This is a genomic window from Mesorhizobium sp. M6A.T.Ce.TU.016.01.1.1, assembly GCF_003997065.1.
GTDB lineage: Bacteria > Pseudomonadota > Alphaproteobacteria > Rhizobiales > Rhizobiaceae > Mesorhizobium > Mesorhizobium mediterraneum.
On sequence record NZ_RZTJ01000001.1, the window covers coordinates 512,642 to 534,954 of the forward strand.

Annotated in this window: 20 protein-coding genes and 2 pseudogenes; 10 read left to right on the top strand and 12 right to left on the bottom strand. The window is 60.2% G+C overall.

Features of this window, described 5'->3' with window-relative positions:
- Positions 1–60 precede the first annotated feature (60 nt).
- The 11 genes from EOC94_RS02635 to EOC94_RS02685 form a co-directional block, all read right to left on the bottom strand.
- Positions 61–348, bottom strand: a complete 288-nt coding sequence (locus EOC94_RS02635) for a GIY-YIG nuclease family protein (RefSeq protein ID WP_065009969.1) — start codon at positions 346–348, stop codon at positions 61–63.
- 249 nt (positions 349–597) lie between these two features.
- A complete protein-coding gene (locus EOC94_RS02640; RefSeq protein WP_126104686.1) occupies positions 598–1,185 on the bottom strand; it encodes a hypothetical protein in 588 nt (195 codons plus the stop codon).
- Entirely contained in the window at positions 1,182–1,772 is a 591-nt protein-coding gene (locus tag EOC94_RS02645) for a L,D-transpeptidase (protein WP_095485891.1), read from the bottom strand. Before EOC94_RS02645 ends, EOC94_RS02640 begins: the two co-directional genes overlap by 4 nt.
- Positions 1,756–2,919, bottom strand: coding sequence for an AAA family ATPase (locus EOC94_RS02650; RefSeq protein WP_127288477.1), 1,164 nt, complete (start codon positions 2,917–2,919; stop codon positions 1,756–1,758). The genes EOC94_RS02645 and EOC94_RS02650 overlap by 17 nt, the downstream gene beginning before the upstream one ends.
- On the bottom strand, positions 2,916–3,569 hold the full coding sequence (locus tag EOC94_RS02655) for a TadE/TadG family type IV pilus assembly protein (protein WP_127288478.1): 654 nt from the start codon (positions 3,567–3,569) through the stop codon (positions 2,916–2,918). The genes EOC94_RS02650 and EOC94_RS02655 overlap by 4 nt, the downstream gene beginning before the upstream one ends.
- A gap of 2 nt (positions 3,570–3,571) precedes the next feature.
- Entirely contained in the window at positions 3,572–4,117 is a 546-nt protein-coding gene (locus EOC94_RS02660; protein ID WP_127288597.1) for a TadE/TadG family type IV pilus assembly protein, read from the bottom strand.
- A complete protein-coding gene (locus EOC94_RS02665; RefSeq protein WP_127288479.1) occupies positions 4,117–5,670 on the bottom strand; it encodes a pilus assembly protein TadG-related protein in 1,554 nt (517 codons plus the stop codon). Before EOC94_RS02665 ends, EOC94_RS02660 begins: the two co-directional genes overlap by 1 nt.
- 58 nt (positions 5,671–5,728) lie before the next feature.
- Entirely contained in the window at positions 5,729–6,013 is a 285-nt protein-coding gene (locus EOC94_RS02670) for a hypothetical protein (protein ID WP_127288480.1), read from the bottom strand.
- The gene (locus EOC94_RS02675) at positions 6,000–7,445 is read right to left on the bottom strand and encodes a type II and III secretion system protein family protein (protein ID WP_127288481.1); all 1,446 of its coding nucleotides are present in this window, start codon (positions 7,443–7,445) and stop codon (positions 6,000–6,002) included. The genes EOC94_RS02670 and EOC94_RS02675 overlap by 14 nt, the downstream gene beginning before the upstream one ends.
- Before the next feature lie 43 nt (positions 7,446–7,488).
- The gene (gene cpaB / locus EOC94_RS02680; RefSeq protein ID WP_127288482.1) at positions 7,489–8,523 is read right to left on the bottom strand and encodes a Flp pilus assembly protein CpaB; all 1,035 of its coding nucleotides are present in this window, start codon (positions 8,521–8,523) and stop codon (positions 7,489–7,491) included.
- A 92-nt stretch (positions 8,524–8,615) separates the two neighbouring features.
- Entirely contained in the window at positions 8,616–8,828 is a 213-nt protein-coding gene (locus EOC94_RS02685) for a Flp family type IVb pilin (protein ID WP_127288483.1), read from the bottom strand.
- Positions 8,829–9,342: 514 nt separating this feature from the next.
- On the opposite strand from EOC94_RS02685, the gene EOC94_RS02690 reads away from it, so the two are divergent.
- From EOC94_RS02690 to EOC94_RS02735, 9 genes and pseudogenes are all read left to right on the top strand, one after another.
- Entirely contained in the window at positions 9,343–10,731 is a 1,389-nt protein-coding gene (locus tag EOC94_RS02690) for a CpaF family protein (protein ID WP_127288484.1), read from the top strand.
- Complete coding sequence (locus tag EOC94_RS02695; protein WP_127288485.1) at positions 10,731–11,702, top strand: type II secretion system F family protein; 972 nt, start codon at positions 10,731–10,733, stop codon at positions 11,700–11,702. Before EOC94_RS02690 ends, EOC94_RS02695 begins: the two co-directional genes overlap by 1 nt.
- An 18-nt stretch (positions 11,703–11,720) precedes the next feature.
- Entirely contained in the window at positions 11,721–12,671 is a 951-nt protein-coding gene (locus EOC94_RS02700) for a type II secretion system F family protein (RefSeq protein WP_127288486.1), read from the top strand.
- Positions 12,672–12,738: 67 nt separating this feature from the next.
- Positions 12,739–13,272, top strand: a complete 534-nt coding sequence (locus EOC94_RS02705) for a tetratricopeptide repeat protein (RefSeq protein ID WP_127288487.1) — start codon at positions 12,739–12,741, stop codon at positions 13,270–13,272.
- A gap of 9 nt (positions 13,273–13,281) precedes the next feature.
- On the top strand, positions 13,282–13,806 hold the full coding sequence (locus EOC94_RS02710; RefSeq protein WP_127288488.1) for a prepilin peptidase: 525 nt from the start codon (positions 13,282–13,284) through the stop codon (positions 13,804–13,806).
- Between the two features lie 360 nt (positions 13,807–14,166).
- Positions 14,167–14,874 (top strand): SMI1/KNR4 family protein, encoded by a 708-nt coding sequence (locus EOC94_RS02715; RefSeq protein WP_185928130.1) that lies wholly within the window; start codon positions 14,167–14,169, stop codon positions 14,872–14,874.
- Between the two features lie 79 nt (positions 14,875–14,953).
- Entirely contained in the window at positions 14,954–15,523 is a 570-nt protein-coding gene (locus EOC94_RS33975; RefSeq protein ID WP_185928131.1) for a DUF6074 family protein, read from the top strand.
- A gap of 745 nt (positions 15,524–16,268) precedes the next feature.
- Complete coding sequence (locus tag EOC94_RS02730; RefSeq protein WP_127288491.1) at positions 16,269–17,585, top strand: integrase family protein; 1,317 nt, start codon at positions 16,269–16,271, stop codon at positions 17,583–17,585.
- 513 nt (positions 17,586–18,098) lie between these two features.
- Positions 18,099–19,197: pseudogene (locus tag EOC94_RS02735) on the top strand (IS3 family transposase).
- Between the two features lie 164 nt (positions 19,198–19,361).
- Here the strand turns inward: EOC94_RS02735 and istB are convergent.
- Positions 19,362–20,065: pseudogene (gene istB, locus EOC94_RS02740) on the bottom strand (IS21-like element helper ATPase IstB); the annotation flags it as partial.
- Between the two features lie 638 nt (positions 20,066–20,703).
- Here istB and EOC94_RS02745 point away from each other — a divergent pair.
- On the top strand, positions 20,704–21,324 hold the full coding sequence (locus EOC94_RS02745) for a 4'-phosphopantetheinyl transferase superfamily protein (RefSeq protein ID WP_185928132.1): 621 nt from the start codon (positions 20,704–20,706) through the stop codon (positions 21,322–21,324).
- Positions 21,325–22,313: the final 989 nt, after the last annotated feature.

Consider the following 22,313-nt stretch of genomic DNA (forward strand, 5'->3'; position numbering starts at 1 on the left):
CAGACCCTGGGATCCATTCCGTGACATCAGCCGAAGAATGCAGCGGCCCAGAACCGAACCCTACCACCCCGTTCCGCGAAAAAGCTCGAACCACTCTGGATTGGTCTTCTCGATCAGCTCGATCTTCCATTGGCGCGGCCAGCGCTTCAGCGACTTCTCGCGCTGGATGGCGTCGCGAATGTCGAAATGTTCCTCGTACCAGACCAGCCGCTGCACGCCGTAGCGGCTGGTGAAGCGCGAGCCTTGGCCGGATTTGTGCTCCGGCATGCGGCGGCCGAGATCATTGGTGACGCCGATGTAGATCGTGCCGCGCTTCTGGCTCGCGGTCATATAGGCATAGCCGGTCATGGCTGAAGGGTAACGAGCGCAGTTGCGGATACATGCGCCGTTCTGAGCCGTTGCATTGTTCGGCAGAGGTAACGGCATGGATCCTAGGGTCTGCGCCGCGTCGCTTCGCTCCTTGCTTCGCCCTAGGATGAGGAAGGCGCGGGGGCTTACGGCTAATCGCCAGCGTCAGAGAACGCGGCTGAAGGCTGGCCTACAGCGACCGTCCACGGTCGCTTTCAGGCTAAGAACCAAATCCTCTGTGCAGAGGAACTAGTTGATTTTCTTGTAATGGACCTTGCCGTCAGGCTGCACGATGCGCTGGTAGGACGAGTTTGGGGGAGGGGGCGGCGCCGCGATCCTCTTTTTGGGCGGGCGCGGCGCTTCGACGATACTGGGTTCGGTCGCTTCTTCGAGATCGGTGGCTGCTTCCGCCATGGTGCTGGTCGTGATCACGGAAGGCTCCGCGATGCTCGACATGTCGTCGTCACTGTCCAGGGGCAGCTCCTGTTCAAGCCGGGCAATGCTGCCTTTGACTTCGTTGAAGCTGCCCTGCAGTTGACTGTCCAGTTTTTCAAACCGGCTTTGGAAGCCGTTGTTGACCGTATCGAGCCGGGCCGCGATCCGTTGCTCGAATGATCCGAGCTGTTCCAGCCGCCGTTCGACAAGGCGCAGATCGTTGATGCCGCGGTAGAAATAGACCGCGGCCGCTATGTTCACCGCCGTGATCAGCAAGGCGCCGACGGCGACAACGCCGAGCATCCTTGCATTGCTCGGTTTCCCAACTGCAGCTTGCTCTTCAGTGTGGGTTGCCGGCCCAATGTCGATTGCCGGTATATCCGGGTCGCTGATCATCGTCATTGGACCACCACCTTTGCGCCGACCGAGACGCGCTTGAAGAGATCGATCACATCGGTGTTGGTAAGACGGAAACATCCCGATGTTCCGTCGAAGCCGATGCCCTTGGGATCGTTGGTGCCGTGGATGCGGTAGAGCGTGTCGCGCCCGTCCCGCAGCAGATAGAGTGCCCTGGCGCCGAGTGGATTGTAGGGACCGGCGGGCACCATTTCCGGCAGCTCCGGCTGGCGGGCGCGCATTTCCCTGGGCGGGCGCCATTCCGGCCATTCCGTTTTCGCCCCGACCTTGACGATGCCAGTCCAGCCAAAGCCGTCTCGTCCGACGCTGATCTGGTAGCGCAGCGCGTGGCCCTGCCGGGTCACCAGATAAAGCGCCTTCTCGTCCTTGCGGATGATGATCGTGCCGGCCCGTTCCGCGGTTTGGAGAGCAACCGCCTTGCGCAGGCTGGGGCCCATTGCCGGCAGCGGCGGCCGGTCCGACAGCGCGGATCGGGCATGGGCGAATTCCCAGGCCGGCATCCCCAAGGCCAGGCCGATGATGCAGGCGCCGGCAAGCCTCGGGACGATGCGGTATCTACCGGGCTGGGTCATCGAGCCGCTCTTTGAACATCCGCTTCAGGTCCTTGTTGAAGCGCGCCCGCCCATCCACTTCGGAAGGCAGGATGGCCCGGTTCAGCGCGTCGGTCAGCAGCGCATTGTCCAGGCCGACCGACTTGATGTGCGGCGCCTTGAAGATCTTCTCGAGTTCGCTGCGCGAAAAGTGGTTGCCGAACCATTTGCGCTTATGCTTGTTGGCGACCAGCGTGATGCTCACCGAATTGCCGCGCAGCTCGCGGATCTTCGTGTAGAGCCGTTTGCCCTGCCGCAGCGAGGCGACGTTGAGCTCGAAGACGATGAAGATCTCGTCGCTCGTCGAAAGCACGGAATTCTGCCAGGGGGTTTCGATATTCGGCAGGTCGATGACGATGTCGTCGAACCGGTAGGCGACGAGGTCCAGCAGCCGGAACACGAAATCGCCGCCCTGCGGCTCAAACGGCAGTTGCGGCCTCTCGAAGGAATAGAGTGTCAGGCCGGACGGGCGCGAGAGCTTGATGACGTCCATCAATTCGACGTCGAGCCTTTCTGGCTGGCCGATGATGCCGGCCAGGTCGAACTGGTTGAACAGGTTGAGATAAGCGCCACAATTGGCGCTCTGGAAATCGAGGTCGACGAGGCAGGTCGAAGCCGCGCGTTCGGTGGATTTCGACGCCAGGAACTCTGCCGCCGACAGAGCGAGCGTCGTGGCGCCGGCGCCGCCGCTGGCGCTGATGAAAGTGATGATGCGGCTCTTGGTGCCCTGGTTGCCGGTGTCGTGGAAGGTGACCGCGTTCAGCAGTTCCTTAGCGTCGAGCGGCTTGTGCAGCCAGTCCGAAGCGTTCATGCGCACGAGAACGCGCGTCCGTTCCGACGTCAATTCGCCAGAGACCGCGATCAGCGGCACGGTCGCCCACAACGCGCGCGCCGCGACTATCCCCGTATTATCGAGCATCTCGCCATTGGCCAGGTCGAGGATGACGATGCCCGGGCGCGTCTCGGCGGGCGGGCCCTTGAGGAAGTCACCCGTCTCCGAAATCCTGACATCGTAGATGGCCAGCGCGTCGAGCCGCGTCGCCACCTCGCGCTTGAATTGCGGATCCGACGAGAACAGGGCGACCTGCTTTCGTTTGGTCGGGAGAACCTTGGTGTTGATGGCGTTCATGGCGAGGTACTTCTCAGGTCTTCGCCCGTGACCGTGCTGAGCATCGAGGGCATGGTGAGGTCTCCGAATCCGAGCAGGCCGCCCAGGAAGAAGAACTGGAAGGTCCGGTTCTGAAGGCTGACGGTGATTGTCGGCACCGGTCCGCCCAGCCGGGTCTGGTAGCCCAGGCCAGTGGCGGAATAGGTGATGACGACGTTGTCGCGCCTGAGGCCAGGAAAGAAATGACACATTCCAGGCCGCGTGGTGGGTCGCTGGGCTGGGGTGATTATCGGACAGGCGTCGTCATTGGTGTTTGCCGTATCGCCGCGAAAGATGCGGCTGAAATTGGTGTTGGTGGCGTCGAACGCACCGCCATTGGTGCAGGCCCCTGTGCCGGCAGTATAGGTGCAGGCGAATGGTCCGTAGGCCGCGGCAATGACCGGAGCGCCCGGTGTCGTCGTCGGCGCGGCTGTCGTTAGCGCGGTGGCAACCGGATCGGAAATCGAGGCCAGACGTGCGCCGAGCTGCACGGCCTTGGTGGCGGCGTTCCACTGATAGAGGGCGTAACCGAAATCGACGAAGCCGAGGACAAGGGTAAACATCAGCGTCATTACAATGGTCATCTCCACCATCGCCGCGCCGTCTTCCGATTTTGCGAAACGCTTGATCATGATCAGAACCGGATCAACCTCTCCTCGTGAGAGCCGTTGAGGGTGATCGGGCCTATGCCGATGATCGACAGCATCCCGATGTCAATGTATGCCAAAGTGCCCGCTGCCCTGACGATGCAGACCTGCGGGGTGGTGGAGCGATATTGGGTGACACCGGCGGAATCCACCGCGTTGCGACAATCGAGTGGATTGGAGACCGGATCGGCAACGGTCACCGTGACATCCGCTTTCTGCCAGCCGCTGATGCGAGCGCTGCCAGTTCCCGCCGCATTGCCGAACACTGCAATGTTGGTGGCGATGTCGTCGCAGTCGATCACCAGCCCGGCGTTGGCATACAACTGAGTGTTGCATCGCGCGGCAAAGCGCGCGCCGTCCGAAAGCCCGGCCTCCATCAGCAGCTTTTGGTGGATCAGATTGCCAAACTCGAAAACGCCCGCCGACAGGATCAGCATCAGCGGCGCGATCAGCGCCATTTCTACGAGAGCCGTGCCGCGCTGCTCGCGTCGAAATCTTTGGAGATGATGGTACAGCGCCCCGATCATCGCCATCACCGGTAGAGCTGGGCTTCGTCGCGAAGGAAGTTGTCTAGCGTACCCTGGCCGGCACCGCCGGTTACGTCGACCAGTTCGACCCTAATGGTCTGATCTGGGCCGCTTTCGACCGTTTCTGTGATGAAGAAGCTGCCGAATGCCTCGACCGGCAAGGGCGGTGAGGAGTTACCTCCTGTCATCAATCCGGCTGCTACCAGTGCCTGACAGTTCAAGATGGCGCCGTAGATGAGTCGTCGGTCGGGATCGGAGACACTGTTCGCCGAGCACGCTGGCGTACCGCGCTCGCCACCATTCGAGGCGTGGTCTACGATGCCCTGCGAAATCTCGTAGCGATAGACGTCGTAGCGGGTTGGCTGATTTGCGTTACTGGCAGGGTTTATACCGTCTGCTCCGATTGGCCTTGGGACGCTCACCGGGTTTGTCGTGGTGTTGAAATTGGTATTCCAATATTGGTCGAAGTTCCAATCCCCGTCGCCGACGCGTCCGTTGGCTATGGAGCAGCCGGTTGCAAAGCAGTTGTCGCGTGGCAAGGATTGGAAATTGGTCGGCTGCGCCGGACTGACGGCATCGGCATTGCATGCATTGCCTTGGGTTTCGTAGCCCTTCCGCACGTTTTCACCGGGCGCATAATCGGGATCGTTTCTGTTGCCGTTCATCGGTCCATCGTAGACGTCAAATCGAACGTTCAGAGCATCACGAACCGTCGCAATGAAGCCGGGGCGCAGGAGTACACCGCGTGAATTGTAACATGCCTGCGATTTTGTCTTGGCGATCATATCCCTGATGGCGTTTGCGCCGCCAGAACCACCCGGCGGCTGCAGGAATCCATAGTTTCCAGGCGAGTTCTGCGCCGAATTGCCGCCCTGCTGGCGCAACTCAATCAGACGTCGGCGTCTTGTTGGGTCGGCCACAACGTCATAGAGACTGTCGGCCGTATTTTCATACGGGTTACAGATGTACACCGGTGTGAAATCGCAGACGCCGGAGGTGAAGCCCGCTACCGCGACTGCCCCGACGTTGAAGCTGCCGCTTGCGCCGGGTGTTATGAAGGAGACCGGGAAGATCGCGGCAAACCCTTGGGGAACGACCGTCACCTGGATGAACCGCGTTTCCGCCTCTCCGACAGCCTGGTTGGCATCTGCAAGATAGTTGGCCTGATTGGCGGTTGTAATCTTGGTTCCGTCGTTGGCAGGGATCGCTTTGAGGAAGCACCAGGAAATGTGGCCAGCATTGTTGCAGGGCTGCGTGCCTCCCGGCTGATCGGAGGTCAGAGTGAACCTGCCTGCCGTGGAGAAATTGCTTTCATTGTCTACGAGCGTCGCCATGGCGCGCTCTGCTCGCGCCCAGGAACCGCTGCTTCCGTCGAGTTCGGCCGCCGCCGCCAGCGCAAAGCTGTCCGCCCCCTTCTGCAAGTCATTGTGCAAATTGTTGACCCGGCTCATGTCGATCGCCAGCAGGGAAAAGCCGATGATTGCCGGCAGCGTGATGCTGACCAGTATCAGCGCTATTCCCCTTTGATCGTGCCAGAACGCGCGAACAATCCGCAGCATGGCCCTTGCTCCCCTGACGCCAGTCGCTTTGCCTGACGCTGAACCTGCACCCTTCTGTTTAATCCCCGGTGTTGCCGACATTGACCGTTATGGCCGGTGGTGGCGGCGGCGGCGGTGGAAATTTGTAACTCTGGGCAACAGCCGCAGCGCGCGCGCCGTCGCCTTCGATCGCCGTGTTCTTCGACGCCGGATTGAGCGGATCGACCGTCTGCAGCAGCGAATTGTATTTCTGCGTGTCGCCCGCCGCCAACGTCACCGTCTCGTAATTGTTCAGGTAGTCGGTAGCGCAGCCCGTCAGCGCGCCGGCGCACAACAGCAGGAGCAAGGTTCTATTTCTTGACATAGATCATCTTGTCCTTGGATTTCAGGTCGAGCATGTGGCCGTAGGGGCCGACGACGCCTTCGCCCAGTTCATATTTGCGCACCATGTCCTTGGTCACTTCGAGCTGACCGAGGATGAAGAGCTCCGGGTCGTTGGCGGGCCGCGTCTTGTCGAACGGCGTCGCCAGCTGCTCGCCAGGCTTTACCGGCCGCACGATACGCGGCGTCACGATCACGACCAGTTCGGTCTCTTCCTTCTGGTTGCTCGAATTCCGGAACAGCGTCCCGACGATCGGCACCTGGCCGAGCCACGGCACCTGCCTCTGGATCTTGGTGTTCTTGCTGGACAAAAGTCCGCCGACAGCGAAGCTCTGGCCGTCGCGCAGTTCGACGACGGTCGACAGCTTGCGGTTGGTGAAGATCGGGTCGCCGGCGGTGGTGAAACCGGTCAGGTCGCTGACTTCCGGCGCCAGCCTGATGTTGATCTTGTCGTCGCTGAGCACGACCGGCGTGAACAGCAGATTAACGCCGAACTGTTTGTATTCGATACTGATCTCGCCATCACCGTCGTCGACGCGGATAGGTACTTCGCCGCCGGCATTGAAGCTGGCAACCTCACCGGAAAGAGTGGTGAGGTTGGGTTCGGCAAGCGTGCGCACCACGCCCTTGGCCTCGAGCGCCTCGATGATCAGGTCGACCTTGATGTTGCTGTCAATGACGCGGGCGATCAGCGCCCCGAATGGGTTGGTATTCGACAGGATGCCGCTGACCAGGTTGCCCGGCCCCAGCACCACATTGTCCTCGTCGACGGCGGCTATGCCCGTGCCTGTGCGGGTCGTGCCGCTGCCATTGGTGCTCCTGATCGAGACGCCAAGGTCGCGGCCGGCATTGCGCTTAGCCTCCAGCACCCGCACTTCGAGGTTTACTTGCTGGCTGTCGTCGACTGTCACCGCGTTTATGATCGCATCGGGGCCATATTGCTGGGCGACCTGCATGATCGCCGCCAGCGTGGCGCCGTCCTTGACATGGCCGCCAAGCCTGATCTTGCCGTTGATCGAACCGATATCGATGCGCGACCTGGGCGCGACCTGCCGGATCGCTTGCGCCATGTCGCTGACGTCGACGCCGACCTCGATCTGGATCACGCCAAGCGAGCGCTTGTCTTCTGAAAAGAGGTTGACGGTGGTGGTGCCGGCGCTCTTGCCGATGACATAGAGCGTGCGGTCGGTCATTGGCTGGGCGTCGGCGATCTTCTCGTCGCCGACGACGATGTCGCCGAGAGTGGCGTTCACCTGGATCGTTACCGACTGCGACATCGGCAGGAAAATCCGGTGGACGCTGGGGTTCGATACGTCGATCCGGCGGTCGGCCGCCTGAGCAGCAGGGCCGATCGGCAGTAGCATGACCGAACAGGCCAGCGCGGCAGCCGCCAGTGGTCCCCGGAACATACGCATTCAGACTACCCCCTTGCCGATTCGTTTCGGCAATACCCTAGCGTTATTTTTGTCGCGGCACGTCGTAGGATTCGAGCTTTACACCCCTAAACACGCCGATTGTCGCACGCGCCGGCGGCTCCGGCTGCACAAATTTGATCACTTCCTTAACCACTTCTTGCACCTGGGGCGCTGAGGCCACTGCCGGAGCAGGTTTTGCCTTGCTCAACAGGTCGAGCCTGCTTCCCACCCGTTCCACGGCCTGGGTCAGCCCATTGATCTTGTCGTCCGCGCGCTTGCGCTCGGCTGCAGCCTCAGCCTCGGCTATTGCCTGCTTGGCGAGTTCGGCCTGCCTGGCGGCGTCGTCAGCCGGCGTGTCGCCGGTCAGGTCGGAAAGCGTGACGCGTTCTGTCGTCTCGCCCTCGCTGGCGGCTGCCTGGCGAAGCGCCAGGGACAACTGGCCGGCGCCAGCGGCCAAAGTCAGCTTCTGTGCGTCCCTGGTGCTGGCTTCGAGCGTGACCGATTTCACCACTGTCGGGCTGTCCTTGCTCTCGTCGGCAACCTGGTCGACGGCGAGCACCTTCATGCTCTGCAACAACACGTCGACAAAACTTCTGTCCGCGCCTTCGCCGCGGGCGGTGCGGGTCAGCAGCACATCGACACGATCGCCCGGAAAGACAAACCCGGCGACGCCAAGCACGTCGTTGACCCTGATGGAGACGGCCTTCATGCCTTCGCCGAGCACCGCCGAAAGCGTGGCGCGCTGGCCAGGACCGGTGATCTTGGTTGCGAGAACCGGCTCGTTAGTGCCGATCGCCTGCAGCGCCTGTTTTGTGCCGTCGCCGGCCAGGGCTTCTTTGGTCGTCTTAAAGGCGCCCGTTGGAACCGCACCTGCCGGCCAAGCGATCTCGCGCAGCTTGTCGGCGGTGAGCGTGTCGCCGAATTTCAACGCGACGGCAGCCACGACGACCGTGTCGCGTTGCACATCTCCCTTCGCCATGGCGCTGCGCTGGCTGGCCAGCCAGATATTGGCGAGCACCACCGCCAGAACGCCGAACACGCCAGCGAGCACGATCATGATAAGTGTATTGGCGCGCATAGACCCAAGCCCCAAGCCTATAATGCGGGAATTCGCCCGCCGCGATCGGTTTTCAGGCCCGGGTCAGACGACCCGGGCCTGAAATTCAGAGATCAAGCACCGTCACCATCGCAGGCCGCGATATCACCTACGGCGATCAGACTGTCGCAAAGCGATGTGAACGAGTCTGTGACCCAAACTCCGATCCCGAGAACAACCAGGATCGACGCTGTGGCGATAATGCCGATGAGGATAGAATATTCGACCATGGCAGCGCCGTTTTCGTCGTCGCGGAACTGCCGGGTCATCGTCATGAGCTTCTTCATGCCAATTTCTCCCTTTGGAGGTTTGAACCCGACGAGACGAGCCAAGGATGAAATCCATACCCAAGCATCCCCCGTCATCTCGATCTAAGTCCCGACGAAAATCAGAGTCAAACGGGATTAAGGGTTTCTTAACTTTCCTATACATGGTTTGGCAAGAATATTTCCGATCTGAAGCGGACCAAAACATTGATTCGGCTCGTTTTTCAACCCGTCTTAACCATTCGTTCACAATTTGGCCGCGGGTGGGGCGGCATTAGCGATACCGCATATTCCTTTATATCTAAGGCCTTAGGTGGGTTCCGTGACGCCTTTGTGGCAAAAAAGGCACTTGGCATTGAGAAGCGATCCTCGTGTTCCATTAGGGCAGCGTCGCTGACCAAATAAACGTCGCGTTTTCTGATGTGTGATCTTAACTATGTCTGAAGTATTAAATTGCATGGTGTGCGGCTGGCGCTTGTGCCATCTGTGGTTAACGCTTAGTTTCAGCGTGGGGATTAAACCGGGAAAAAGCATCATGTTGGGCCGATTCACCAAGGGGCCAAGCGAACCGCGGGTCGAGCCAAAGCTTGAGCCGGTTGCTGTATTGCCTACTGCGCCGGCGCTTTCCCCTGCAGCCGACATCGAATCTGACGGCGACCATTTCCTGACGCTCAAGGTTGAACTGCACAGTCACCTGATCGACCGGTTCAATCTTGCCACACTTGAAACCGCGTCGAAGGACGAAATTCTTAACGAGATCCGGCCGATCGTGCGCGAGTTCGTGCGCGCTCGCGCCGTGCCGCTGAATGCGCGTGAGCTCGACCGCCTGACCAGCGAGACCGCCGATGAGATGCTTGGGCTGGGGCCGATCGAACCGCTGCTCAAGGACGACTCCATAACCGACATCCTGATCAACACCCATAAGCGCGTCTTCATCGAACGGCGCGGCGTGATTGAGGAGACATCGATTCGCTTCCGCGACGAGGCGCATCTGCTGCGTGTCATCAACAAGATCGTTTCGGCCATCGGCAGGCGCGTCGATGAATCGGCGCCGATGGTGGATGCGCGGCTGGAAGACGGCTCGCGCGTCAACATCGCGGTGCGGCCGATCTCGGTGGATGGCCCACTGGTGTCGATCCGCAAATTCTCCAAGAATCCCTATTCGCTCGAACGCCTGATGGTGCTCAACTCGATCCGCCAACCGATGATCGATCTGCTGCGTATTGCGGTGCAGGCGCGCAAATCGATCCTGGTTTCGGGCGGTACCGGCAGCGGCAAGACGACTTTGCTCAATGCCTTGTCAAGCTACATCCCGGCCAGGGAGCGCCTGATCACCATCGAGGACGCCGCGGAACTGCAATTGCAGCAGCCGCATGTCGGCCGGCTGGAGACGCGCCCCCCGAATGTCGAGGGCAAGGGCGAGGTTCGTCAGCGCGAACTGCTGAAGAACGCGCTGCGCATGCGGCCCGACCGCATTATCGTCGGCGAGGTTCGCGGCGAGGAAGCCTTCGACATGCTGCAAGCCATGAACACCGGCCACGAGGGCTCGATGACCACCATCCATGCCAACACGCCGCGCGACGCGCTGTCCCGCCTGGAACAGATGGTCGGCATGGCCGGTATGCCGATGACCCATGAGTCCATTCGGGCGCAAATCGCGTCGGCCATCGACATCATCGTGCAGACGCAGCGTCTTGCGGACGGCGGCAGGCGAGTCGTCTCCATATCGGAGCTGACCGGCATGGAAGGCAACGTCGTCCAGCTCCAGGAAATCTACAATTTCGTCCGTCGCGAGGTGACACCGGAAGGCAAGATCATCGGAGAGTTTCGCGCCACCGGCATCCGTCCACGCTTTGCACCGGAGGCAGCAACGCTGGGCCTTCATTTCGTCAAGGATGCTTTTAATCCGCAGGTTGCCCTCTGATGCCGACCGGTCAGGCTTTGCTCTACTTTATTTACGTGCTGGCGGCGGCATCGGTTATTCTCGCCGCCGAGGCCATGTATCTTTCCTTTGCCAAGAGCCGGTCACGGACTGGCGCCATCAACCATCGGCTGAGACGGCTGACTGATGACGTTCCGGCCGAACGGACCTTGCAAGGATTGCTGCGCGAACGCGGGTTGACAGAGTCGGGTGACTTTCTTTTTGGGCTAGTCTGGCTGAACAGGCTCTATACCCAATCCGGCATTACCGGGAACCCGCTGTCTTTCGCCTCGACATTCCTTCTAGCAGGGCTGGCACTGGCGTTGCTGCTGTCGTTCCTTCTGGGCTTCTCGACCTTGGTGTCGCTCATCGTTTTTCTGGCGGTCGGACTTGTGCTGCCGCTTCTGGTTCTTCGCCGCGCTCGCAACAAGCGGATCCAGAAATTCGCCAAACAGCTCCCGGACGCACTCGACATGATCGTTCGATCGCTGCGCGCCGGGCATCCAGCTTCGGTGGCGGTTGGTCTGGTCGCGCGCGAAATGCCCGATCCGCTCGGCACCGAATTCGGCATTGTTTCCGACGAGATTACCTTTGGCCTCAGCATGGAACAAGCCGTGCGAAAGCTGTCGCAGCGTGTCGGCTTCGACGGGCTTCATCTATTGTCGGTATCGCTGTCCATCCAGGCCAAGACCGGCGGCAATTTGACCGGGATCCTTTCCAATCTTTCGTCGGTGCTGCGTGAAAGGCAGAAACTCAGATTGAAGATCAAGGCGCTTTCGGCCGAGGGCCGGGTGTCCGCATGGATCATCTCACTGTTCCCGCTCCTGATGTTCCTGATCCTTCAGCTTACTGCCCCAGCCTACTACGGCAAAGTGTGGCACGACCCACTGATCATGCCGGTGTTTTTGATTTTCGGGCTATGGGCGTTGTTGGGAGACTTCATCATGTATCGAATGGTCAGTTTCGATTTCTGACGGGAGTGAGGCATAAAGTTGTTTTCGGCTATTCAGGATCTCAGCACTCTGGTCTCCGTCGCCGTCTTCCTAGCGGCCGCGGCGCTTTTTCTGTTCGGCGCGCTCGTCTTCTTGCCGGCGCTGCAGACGCGCAAGCTGGTTGCACAAAGCCTGATGAACGAAGGTATTGCCGATCGCCGTTCGCTCATTGGACAGGAGCAGCTTGCCAAGATCGCAGCGCAGCGGCCAGTCGACGCATATTTTCGATCGATCGAAAAGGAGCGGGACGAACCCAGCGCCTTGGACGCGAAGCTCTTTCGCGCCGGCTTTTACCAGTCAAGCGCTCCACTCATTTACACCTTGTCGCGGCTTGGCGCGGTCTGTGTCGGCTTTCTAGCTGTCTATGCGCTCCTGACCCGAGTGCTCCCGCCTTCCTTGCCCGGTTTCGTAGCCTTTGCCGGAGCTGGTTTGTTCGGGCTCGCCTGCATCGTGATTCCAAGCGTCATGCTCGATCGCTTCGAGAATGCGCAGAAGGAAATCTATCGCCGCGGCTTTCCCGATTTCATGGACATGATGATAACCTGCGCCGACGCAGGTATGAGCCTTGAGGCGGCAGTCGAGCGTGTTAGCGGTGAACTGGCCGGCACCCATAAATGGCTCGGCATCCAGCTTGCGATCATGAATTTGCAGCTGCGTGCCGGCAAGCCGCTACGGGAGGCACTGCGCGAACTCGCTGACCGTATCGGTCTTGACGAGGCGCGGGCGCTGGCTGTCCTTTTCAGGCAATCGGAAGAACTCGGCACCAGCCTGACCGACGCCTTGCGCGTCTATAGCGACGAAATGCGCAGCCAGAGAATTCTGAACGCAGAAGAGCGCGCCAATTCGCTGCCGGTCAAAATGATGATTCCGTTGGGGCTGTGCATCTTCCCGGTGGTGATGATGGTCATCATGTTACCGGTGATCATTCGCATGAGGGGTGTTTTCTTCTAGGCACGTCTGTGCTTTGGTCGAAATACAGAGTCGGAGAACTCTTTTGGGGGACGAAATGACAGGGCCAATGCGCCTCGCAGCCGCAGCCAGTCTGCTGCTGATCGTGCTTTCCGGCTGTCAGACGGCTGATACCAACGGCGTCGTCCGCACCAACGAGCCCTCGAAAGGTGACGTGACAGCCTTTGGCGATGCCTTCGACGGGCTGAAGACGGTCAGCGACGTCGAGTACTATGCCTCGGACCAGGCTGTTGCCGAAGCCAAGAACCAGTTCCGCGCGGAAAACTACGGCAATGCCGGCGCCCTGTTCTACAAGGCGACGCAGCTGGCACCCAATGATGGTGGTGCCTGGATGGGCCTGGCCGCCTCCAGCGATCGCATCCGCCGCTTCGACCTCTCCGACCTGGCCTATCGCCAGGCCTTCCGACTGGTCGGCGGGACGCCCGAATATTACAACAATGTCGGCTATTCCTATCTGCTGCGCGGCAAGCTGCAGGACGCGCGCAGCAGTTTCCTCAAGGCCTATGAGCTGGCGCCCAACGATCCGACCGTGGCCAACAATCTGAAGCTCCTGTCGTCCAGCGTGAAGAATCTCGAGCGGTAAGGCGACAGCATGTTGCTCGCCGCATCGCTGCTGCTGAAGGGGCTAGCCATTCCTTTGCTGGCAAGGATCGCCTGGCTCGACTTCACCACCCAGAAGATATCCAACCAGAATGTGCTGCTGCTGCTTTGCCTGGGTTTGGGCTCGCTGCAACTCCTGTCGGTTCAATCCGGGTCGTGGTGGGACATGGGCCTGAGCGCAATCGCCGGTCTTTTGCTGTTTGTTGCGCTCTTTCCGTTCTGGGCCCTGCGCAAGATCGGGGCCGGCGACGTCAAGCTGATGGCGGTGGTACCGTTGCTGATCGGCGGCAGCGGGCTCCTGGTGTTTTCCGTGCTGCTGCTGGTTTTCGCTCTCGCCACGGCGTTGATCGTCAAAAACCCGTTCATGCTGCCCGCGGGCGTCTTTCGCCTGTATGTTCAGCGCCTGGACCACAAAGGCGTCGTGCCGTTTGGCGTGCCGATCTCGCTCGCAGCGATCTGCACGATAGGATTCGTGATCTACGTCACCTTGATGTCCCATTCCGGTCCGGCGATCTGACCAGACAGGAATTGCCGCAACTGCTTGGCTGTACATCTCGGGCGTCTATGTTCTCAAGCGGCTCGCGTCAGACGCCAGTGTTGAGGTCGATGAGCAGTAGGTTCCGTTCAATGACGCCCAAAGACCGTTTCACGTTAACCGTTAGGAAACGACGGTCTTGAATGGCGGCAAACGAATTCGGGCCGAGACCTGCGATGCCTTCTGGCTTGTGTGGCGGCGCCGATCAATCGCGCCGGAATGTCCGTGATGGATCGGAGCAGGCGCAATGTGCTGATCGGTGCGTCTATCTTCGGAGCCCTGAGCCTTGCGGGGCTGCTTCCTACCATGTGCGCAATGCGGCAAATCAGGACAAAATCCCCCATGGCCGAAACCAGCCGTCCCAAACGGCCGCCGGGACAGGCGAAGCCGTTGCTGGAGGAAGATATCGCGCCGGTGCTTGCGCGCCTTCATGCCTGGTATGCTGTCCATCTGCCGCCAGACAAATATGTGTTCAATCCGCCGGCCACGGACGCGCAACTGGATGCGTTCGAGCGCCTGATCGGCCTCAAGATGCCGCGCGCCTATCGCGACCTATACCGATGGCACGACGGCGAAAACGACGACCGTCGGGGCCATATCTATGGGCATCCGCTGCTACCGCTGCATCAGGCAGGGGCGCAATGGAAAGCCTGGGTCGATGTGCTCGCGGATTTCGGCGGCAATCGCTATGAAATTCCCGGAGGGGCGTGGCCTGAACACGCGGTTGACCCGGCCTATATCAATCCGCGCTGGATACCGCTGACCCATGATGGCTCAGGCAATCATATTGGTCTCGATTTCGATCCCTGGCCCAGCGGTCGCGTCGGCCAGGTCATCCTCTTTGGGCGCGACGAAGACGTGAAGGCGGTGCTTGCGGAATCCCTTGGCAAGTTCCTCGAGTGGATCGCCGGCCTGCTGGAAAGCGGCAATTTCAGATTGGAAGCGGCGGAAGAGCCAGTGCTGCGCAGGTTCCGATTGAAAGCCCCCCCATCAAACGACTTCCACGAAGGCGCACGAAGCCTTCTGGGCGCACCTGGCCCCTTCCTATGACGACACGTATTTCGGTGACGCACTGCGAAGCGGGACGGAGGGCGGCTTTGAGCCTCTGCGGGGGCAAGAGGAGGGTTGCATGAAGCAGCTCGAAGTTCTCGATTGGAACCCGCCCTGTCTGGTGATCGCCTTCCCGATGGCGAAGCGTGTCGGCAAAGTTCGACGTGTTGCCGAGGTACTTTCGGTCAAGCGCGGCGCCGCTGCGACGAACTACTGGAAGCAGGTGGTTGCGCCTTGGGCGGACAGACGCAACGTGCCGGGTTCGATCGGGATATCATCAACCGCGAACTGCGAGCGTTTCATGACGCTGTTCAGCGCGAGCTTTGCTTGCGAAGTGGGCACGGGCAGCGGCCAGGAGGTAATGCCGCATGAACCCCGACCTATCACGGCGTCGACGGGCGGGATGGTTCAACCCGTGCGAAAACCGCCAGCGCTGGTTGGATCGATCTTCATCAACCGCGATCTGGCCTCGGCCACGCGACGTTGCGCAGCCCGTATCCTGCTGCACAACGCAATATTGATGCCGACACCGCAGTCTTCATCCAGCATTTCATTCGCACGCCTAAGGGAAAGCTCCGCTCGGCTGAGCCGCTGTCGGGCTCTCGCCAATTCCAAATCCAGAAATTCCATTATCCTGCATCCATTGTAGTCCCTTCGATTGGTAAACCGCTTGTCGTCACCGTTGGTTCCGGCTGTTCGCGAACGTGCAGCCTAGGCGTCGATTTGGTTGGCACAGGCTGGAACGCCAGTGGTGGCGCTGCTGGCCGGAAGGGCGGGAACCAACGAGCCGTATCCCTGCCAAAAGAGAGATCGTCCGCTGATGCTGCTCACTCGACCTGCTCAATCTCCGCACCCGGTTCAGTCGGCGGAGCTGGCATGCAATCTTGTCCGGTGCATTCCTGCACAGGGTTATCCGCCGGCGGGAGACAGTTTTGCCCCTCGCAATGAACTGGCGGCTGCTCTGTTGCTGCTTCGCCGTTGGGCGGAGCCGGCTGATCCTCAGCTCGAACGGGCGGCATTCCAAGGCCGATCATGGCCGTGCACAGGAGCGCAATCCGAAGCAACTTCATTTCCGCCTCCGCGGCTGACAGCGAAATGCAGGCTACACTTTCGAACTGCGGCCTACATCCTGTCACCCGCGAACGGCGTTAACAGCGCGTTTCGTTGCTGGTCAGAATGGTGGTGATCCCGACAGGAATCGAACCTGTGACCTACAGATTAGGAATTTGTCAGACGGCCTTTCCTGTTGTTTCTCGTTGCACGCCGCCGTACGACTCAACTTCCCATAAGCGGCTAATCCGGTTGCGTTTTTCGTGCTGCGCGGCTATCGTAGCGTAGAGATACCAACAGATCGAACGCAGCGCAATCCCCGTACTAATGCCGTACTAATCGTAATGACAGACCTTCGTCTCTCCCTCAACGACCGTGCCGTCGCGAGCCTTCAGGCCGCGACTTCAGGGCAGTATTTTGCCCGGGACACCGATCTGCCGGGTTTCATGGTGCTTGTCGGCAAACGTCGAAAGACATTCGTCGTCCAGGGTGAGCGGAGGAAGGCGGGAAAGCGCCTTTCCGTCCGAATGAAGGTTGCTGAAGTCGGAGACCTCACGACGCGAGCGGCTCGGGCGAAGGCAAAGGACATTCTAGGGAAGATTGCCAGTGGCGTGGATCCTCGCCCAGCGAGGCATAAGCCGGAGTCTGATGCCGCCGTCGTGGATCTGCCGTCGATAGGGAACCCCACGCTGCGCATTGCCTGGGAGCGCTACCGGGACGGGCATATGAAGAAGAAGGGCAGGAGCGAAGGGACGATCAACAACTACCGCGATCATGTCGAGCGGCTGTTGGCTGACTGGCTTGACGAACCGCTTTCCAAGTTCGGCAATGATCCTGCCTTGGTAACGGCACGGCACGAGAAACTGACCAAGGAAAACGGCGCATACATCGCCAATGGGTGCATGCGAACGCTGCGCGCCGTCTACAATCATGCCCGCAAGGCCGCCCGCACGCTCCCGGCGGACAACCCGGTCTCGGCCATTGACTGGAATGCCGAACATCGGCGCAACACCGCGCTCGGGCTTTCGGATCTGGAGGAATGGTTCGTCCAGCTCACGGCATTGAAGAACCCGGTTCGGCGAGAATTGCATCTCTTCATGCTGCTTTCGGGCCATCGCCCTGAAGCTATCAGGAAGGCCCGGGTCGAGCATGTCGACTTTCGCGCTCGTGTCCTGCACATACCCACGCCGAAGGGTGGTGAGGTCAAGGCGTTTGACATACCACTTTCGCGGACCATGATCCGCTGTCTGGTTCGTGTCATACGCATCGGTAGGGCCCTCTATGGCGAGCAATCGCGTGAGTGGCTCTTCCCAGCTGAGAGCGAAAGCGGTCACATCATCGAGCACAAGGAAAAGCGCAGCGATCTGTCGAAATGGGGGAATGACCTGCGGCAGACTTTCCGCACAATCGCGCAGGCCGCAGGCGTTGCCGAGCTTGACGTGCACCTTCTGATGAACCACTCGATTCCGGGCGTTAACGCGGGCTACATCACACGCAACAAGCTGCTGAGCGACCACCTGCGCCAGCAGCAGGAGGCCATCTCACAACGGATACTTGAGGCCGGGCGTTCGCGGCAAAACGAATCGCAGCGCCGTTCTTCTGCCTGGCCCGAGCTCCCGGCCAGGCGCATCCTCGATGGGCTGATGAGCGGCAAGGACTAGTGGCGGCGCACTCGCTACATTCCACCGGACATACCGCGGGTAATGGCTGCTTCGCGCCTGCATTCGGCCATTCGGAACTAAAGCTCGATTTCCTGAAAACGGACCTTACAACGAGGCTCCGGGCGTCAATCACAGAATGCCCCTTTGCAACAAGAGCCAGGAATTCATCCCGCATACGGAAATGAAGCTCGGGGTCTTTTTGCAGTACTTCCGGCTTTTCAACATTATCCCCACCTCCAATGCGATCTGCGAAAATTGCCGTAGGGGATGTTGCCAAAATGTTCCAGGATGTCGGCGTGTCCAAACATATTATGTCGTTTTCCGTCCAGATCTGACCCGGGTTTTCCATTGAGAAGTAACCCGGTGGGATGATGGTCAGTCTGCGATTGTCAGGTCAAGGTTCCTAGGCCCTCTTCGTGTTGGTTTGGGGCTCTGACGTGCCCCCGCTGAATCGGACCGTTCTTGGCTGGAATTTTCCACTTATGATCCCTGGATGGGGAGAAGGAGAGTTCCATGAAGGCGTCGAAGTTCTCGGAGGCGCAGATTGCCTTCGTTTTGAAGCAGGCTGAGGACGGCACGGCGGTGGGCGAGGTCGGCCGGAAGGCCGGGATATCGGAGGCGACGTTGTACAACTGGCGCGGGCGATATGCCGGTCTGATGCCGTCCGAGGTGAAGCGGCTGCGTCAGCTCGAGGAGGAGAACGCCAAGCTGAAGCGGATCGTGGCGACCTGTCGTTGGATAAGGCCATGCTGCAAGACGTGCTGCAAAAAAAGCTCTGAGTCCTGCCCGCCGTCACCAGCTTGTCGATCAGGTGCAGGAGGCCTGGAAGGTGTCGGTTCGCAAGGCGTGCCAAGCCCTGCGGGTCGACCGCTCCCTCTACACCTACAAGTCCAGGCGCGGCGAGCAGGCCGGATTAAAGCAGCGGATCAAGGAGATCTGCGAGACGCGGGTGCGCTACGGCTACCGGCGCGTCCACGTTCTCCTGGTTCGCGAGGGCTGGGCCATCAACATGAAGCGAACACGCAGGCTTTGCAACGAATTAGGGCTTCAGCTCCGCAACAAGACACCGAAGCGGCGCGTGAAGGCGAAGCTCAGGGACGATCGAACCGGGGCGACGAGATGCAACCAGACCTGGGCGATGGACTTCGTGCACGATCAGCTGGCGACGGGCAGGAAGCTGCGTGTTCTCACCATCATCGACACCTGGTCGCGATTCTCGCCGGCCGTCGATCCCCGCTTCAGCTATCGCGGCGAGGACGTCGTCGCCACGCTCGAAAGGGTGTGCCGGGAGCACGGCTATCCGCAATCGATCCGTGTCGACCAGGGCTCGGAGTTCATCTCCCGCGACCTCGACCTGTGGGCCTACCAGAGGGACGTCGTGCTCGACTTCTCTCGGCCCGGCAAGCCGACCGACAACTCGTTCATCGAGTCCTTCAACGGCAAGTTCCGGGCGGAATGTCTGAACGCCCAGTGGTTCCTGACGCTTGACGACGCCCGCCGGAAGATGGAGCATTGGCGTCGAGACTACAACGAGGTTCGTCCTCACAGCGCCATCGGCAACAAGCCGCCGATATCGCTCATGAATGGCTCCGGCGCATCCCATCCGCCGTGAGCTTTAGCCCGGAAAATCCTCCAGCCGGGCGGTCCAAAATCGGGTCTCACGTCAAATGGCCGGGAAACTCTACCTTCCGGCGGTCCAGAGAATGGGACCTGAGCACAAGGAGAACAGAGTCCAGTTATGAGCGAGGGCTGATCGGGGGCAACGTCACTCGTCATCGAGCTCTCCTTGAAGCGGAAGCTGTCGTGGCCGGTCTCGACGATGTGGCAATGGTGGGTGAGCCGGTCGAGAAGGGCCGTGGTCATCTTGGCGTCGCCAAAGATGGTCGCCCATTCGCCGAAGCTCAGATTGGTCGTAATCGCGACACTTGTCTGTTCGTAGAGTTTGCTGAGCAGATGGAACGGCAGCGCCCCGCCCGAGGCACTGAACGGCAGATAGCCGAGCTCATCTAGAATGATCAGATCGCATCTGGCGAGGCTGTTGGCGATCCGGCCCGGCTTGTCGTGCAGCTTCTCCTGTTCCAGGGCGTTGACGAGGTCCACCGTCGAGAAGAAGCGCGCCCGTTTGGAATGATGTTCGATTGCCTGCACTCCGAGCGCAGTGGCGTATGGGTGTTGCCGGTTCCGGGCCCTCCGATCAGCACGACGTTGTGCGCCTTTTCGAGGAAGGTGCATTCGTGCAATTGACGCACCAGCGCCTCGTTGGCCTCGCTGCCGGCGGACTCGAAGCCATTGAGGTCACGATACGCCGGGAAGCGAGCCACCTTGAGCTGATGGGCGGTGGCGCGAACCGCACGCTCGGCGAACTCCGCTTTCAGAAGCTGCGCCAGGATCGGACGGGCGGCTGCAAAGGCTGGCGCTCCCTGCTCGTTCAGCTCGCCCATGGCATGGGCCATGCCATGCATGTTCAGACTCCGAAGCATGACCACGATGGCGCGAAGTGCGGTGCAATTGATTCTTCGCTATCAAAAGCCGAAGGAGACAGCCTTTTTAACGAGATCAAAGACCGTGGATCTAAAGGAATCTTAGCTCCCATAATGGTGGAGTGGGCGCACGAAAGTTAGAGAAATTGGAAACACTAACGCTCACCCGACACCTGGTGCAGCGGCAACATCAATTTCTGACGCCGTAGCAATAGTCGAGTATCTGAGTATGTTGCTGAAGGTTGTTTACGACCTTCCCCACCAAAATGAACAGCATCGCGGACGGAGCATGTATCGACGCGGCGCTCGCGGCAAAGCGACAAGGACTAGCGACCACAAGCTGGATCGATGTCGATGGCTTGGCAAGGATCGACCCTGGGAGGCGACGCTCCGAAGATCTGTTTTTAAGCGTCTTGAGGATGGGTGTTGGCGGAAGGTCTTCCATCAAATTGCCGACACCGTATGGAAAACGGCCGCGAGGTGAAGTAAGGTCACCGGATAAAGGCACAGTCGCATGACATGAGAGCGCATCGAAGCAAGAGCGCGATAGACACGGCAAGCTCCGCATATACCCTAGATAAGGCTGCCTGTTTGGTCGGGCTAAGCTATCGCTTCGACGTGATCGGATGATAACTTGCGTGATCCGGGTGATGTCGCCGAACGAACAGGACGATGACCTCCTCGACGCGTCGGAGCGGATGAGGGCCGCCAGATTCCGGCGTGACGCTGACCGGAACCGGTTCGCCACGGGACGCGCGATGGTAAAGACTCTTGTCGCGGAGCTCGCGAGCGTCGAACCCAATGAGGTTAGCGTCGTCTCGCACTGTCGGCACTGCGGTTCAGCCGAGCACGGCAAGCCACGAGCCATGCACCCCAGGGGCGGCCATTCGGTGTCGATCAGCCATTCCGGGTCCGCAGTCCTCGTGGCAGCCACGAGCGGTCCTGAGTGCGGCGCCGACATCCAAGAGGTGGATCCCTGCTTCGACCACGTCGCGCTCAGCCGCCACATCGAGTCTCCTGCAGAGCGCGGCACCATCCGCGACGCTGCAGGGTTTTACCAGCTGTGGACCTCGAAGGAGGCCATCCTCAAGTGCACGGGGGATGGCCTGATGGTTTCAATGAGCGGCCTGACGCTTGGGGTTCCAGAAATTACCCTGCGAAATCTGGACATAGCCGGCCCATTCGTCGCGGCTGTGGCCGTCGCAACCAACTTGCCGTTGGCAGTCGAACTCGTCGATTGGCGACTACCAAGTTTTTAGCATCGCAAGGTCTCGGCCACTGGAGCGCTCGGCGGCATGTATCCAGCATAAGTTAAATGCCGGCCAGCATGCTTGCACGCCCCAGCGGCGGGACTTCTTGCGTTATCTCCTTCCTCGACATGCCAAGTCCGAACGGGTTGCGAACCTTCTTGTCTGACGCGCATTGTGGTCCGCCACCTTTTAGCGAATTTCCTGGCGGTGGCTGAAACGCTCTTTCCTATGGCAAGATCGTCACGCACATCGCGCCTCTGCTCATTCGGCCTACGCCTTGGTCGTGATGCTGACATTGATGGCGCCGCGGTCGAGGCGATCGACCTTGGTCAGGATATGGGCGTGTTGGGTGCGATTGGAAGAGCCTTGTGCGGCGAAGAAAAATGATCAAAGCGGCCGAGGCGCGGAATCTTCTTGGCCTTGCCGATTCTCAGCGCCCATCGAACGTCACTTCGGTCCTCTGCCACCACTGTTCGAGCCGCTACACCGACAGGCCTAGCTGGCGCGAGAACGCCTCGACGGACCCGCACGCATCAGCTTCAGCAACCAATTGCAGGTGCTCGCAACGCTCCAGCCCTGACTAGGAGCCAAAGATCCCGTCGTCTTTTCCCTTCCCACTCAACTTGGTGCCTTGGCTTGGGGACTATGTGGGCGGGCCACGACGATCCTCGCTGCCCCCAGGTCCATAAACCACGGTAGCCCTTGCGGTCGAGCTGAACGATCCGGACGGGCCGTGCGGCAGCGGGCTTCCTGCGCCCATCGAGGCCTCGCAGCCGCCAAAACTGTCGTGGCGGATCCGCGCGACCTAGCGGATACGTCGACATCGGATTGACGTGAGGCAGCGGACCAAAAACGGACTGCCGGCACTGCGCCAGGCAAGGCGTTGATCCCCACATGACCACGCGAATCTCGCATGCAAAGGAATGCCGCATTTATTCAGTCAGGGCTTCAAATACGCTGAGTCAGGCGTCGCAATATTGACTGACGCCAGAACATAG

Coding starts and splice junctions, on each gene's coding strand:
- EOC94_RS02665 (WP_127288479.1), bottom strand. CDS start 5,670: ATGCTGCGGATTGTTCGCGCGTTCTGGCACGATCAAAGGGGAATAGCG.
- EOC94_RS02690 (WP_127288484.1), top strand. CDS start 9,343: ATGTTGGGCCGATTCACCAAGGGGCCAAGCGAACCGCGGGTCGAGCCA.
- EOC94_RS02705 (WP_127288487.1), top strand. CDS start 12,739: ATGCGCCTCGCAGCCGCAGCCAGTCTGCTGCTGATCGTGCTTTCCGGC.
- EOC94_RS02645 (WP_095485891.1), bottom strand. CDS start 1,772: ATGACCCAGCCCGGTAGATACCGCATCGTCCCGAGGCTTGCCGGCGCC.
- EOC94_RS02655 (WP_127288478.1), bottom strand. CDS start 3,569: ATGATCAAGCGTTTCGCAAAATCGGAAGACGGCGCGGCGATGGTGGAG.
- EOC94_RS02660 (WP_127288597.1), bottom strand. CDS start 4,117: ATGGCGATGATCGGGGCGCTGTACCATCATCTCCAAAGATTTCGACGC.
- EOC94_RS02670 (WP_127288480.1), bottom strand. CDS start 6,013: ATGTCAAGAAATAGAACCTTGCTCCTGCTGTTGTGCGCCGGCGCGCTG.
- EOC94_RS02640 (WP_126104686.1), bottom strand. CDS start 1,185: ATGACGATGATCAGCGACCCGGATATACCGGCAATCGACATTGGGCCG.
- EOC94_RS02685 (WP_127288483.1), bottom strand. CDS start 8,828: ATGAAGAAGCTCATGACGATGACCCGGCAGTTCCGCGACGACGAAAAC.
- EOC94_RS02730 (WP_127288491.1), top strand. CDS start 16,269: ATGACAGACCTTCGTCTCTCCCTCAACGACCGTGCCGTCGCGAGCCTT.
- cpaB (WP_127288482.1), bottom strand. CDS start 8,523: ATGCGCGCCAATACACTTATCATGATCGTGCTCGCTGGCGTGTTCGGC.
- EOC94_RS02650 (WP_127288477.1), bottom strand. CDS start 2,919: ATGAACGCCATCAACACCAAGGTTCTCCCGACCAAACGAAAGCAGGTC.
- EOC94_RS33975 (WP_185928131.1), top strand. CDS start 14,954: ATGAAGCAGCTCGAAGTTCTCGATTGGAACCCGCCCTGTCTGGTGATC.
- EOC94_RS02695 (WP_127288485.1), top strand. CDS start 10,731: ATGCCGACCGGTCAGGCTTTGCTCTACTTTATTTACGTGCTGGCGGCG.
- EOC94_RS02675 (WP_127288481.1), bottom strand. CDS start 7,445: ATGCGTATGTTCCGGGGACCACTGGCGGCTGCCGCGCTGGCCTGTTCG.
- EOC94_RS02715 (WP_185928130.1), top strand. CDS start 14,167: ATGGCCGAAACCAGCCGTCCCAAACGGCCGCCGGGACAGGCGAAGCCG.
- EOC94_RS02710 (WP_127288488.1), top strand. CDS start 13,282: ATGTTGCTCGCCGCATCGCTGCTGCTGAAGGGGCTAGCCATTCCTTTG.
- EOC94_RS02635 (WP_065009969.1), bottom strand. CDS start 348: ATGACCGGCTATGCCTATATGACCGCGAGCCAGAAGCGCGGCACGATC.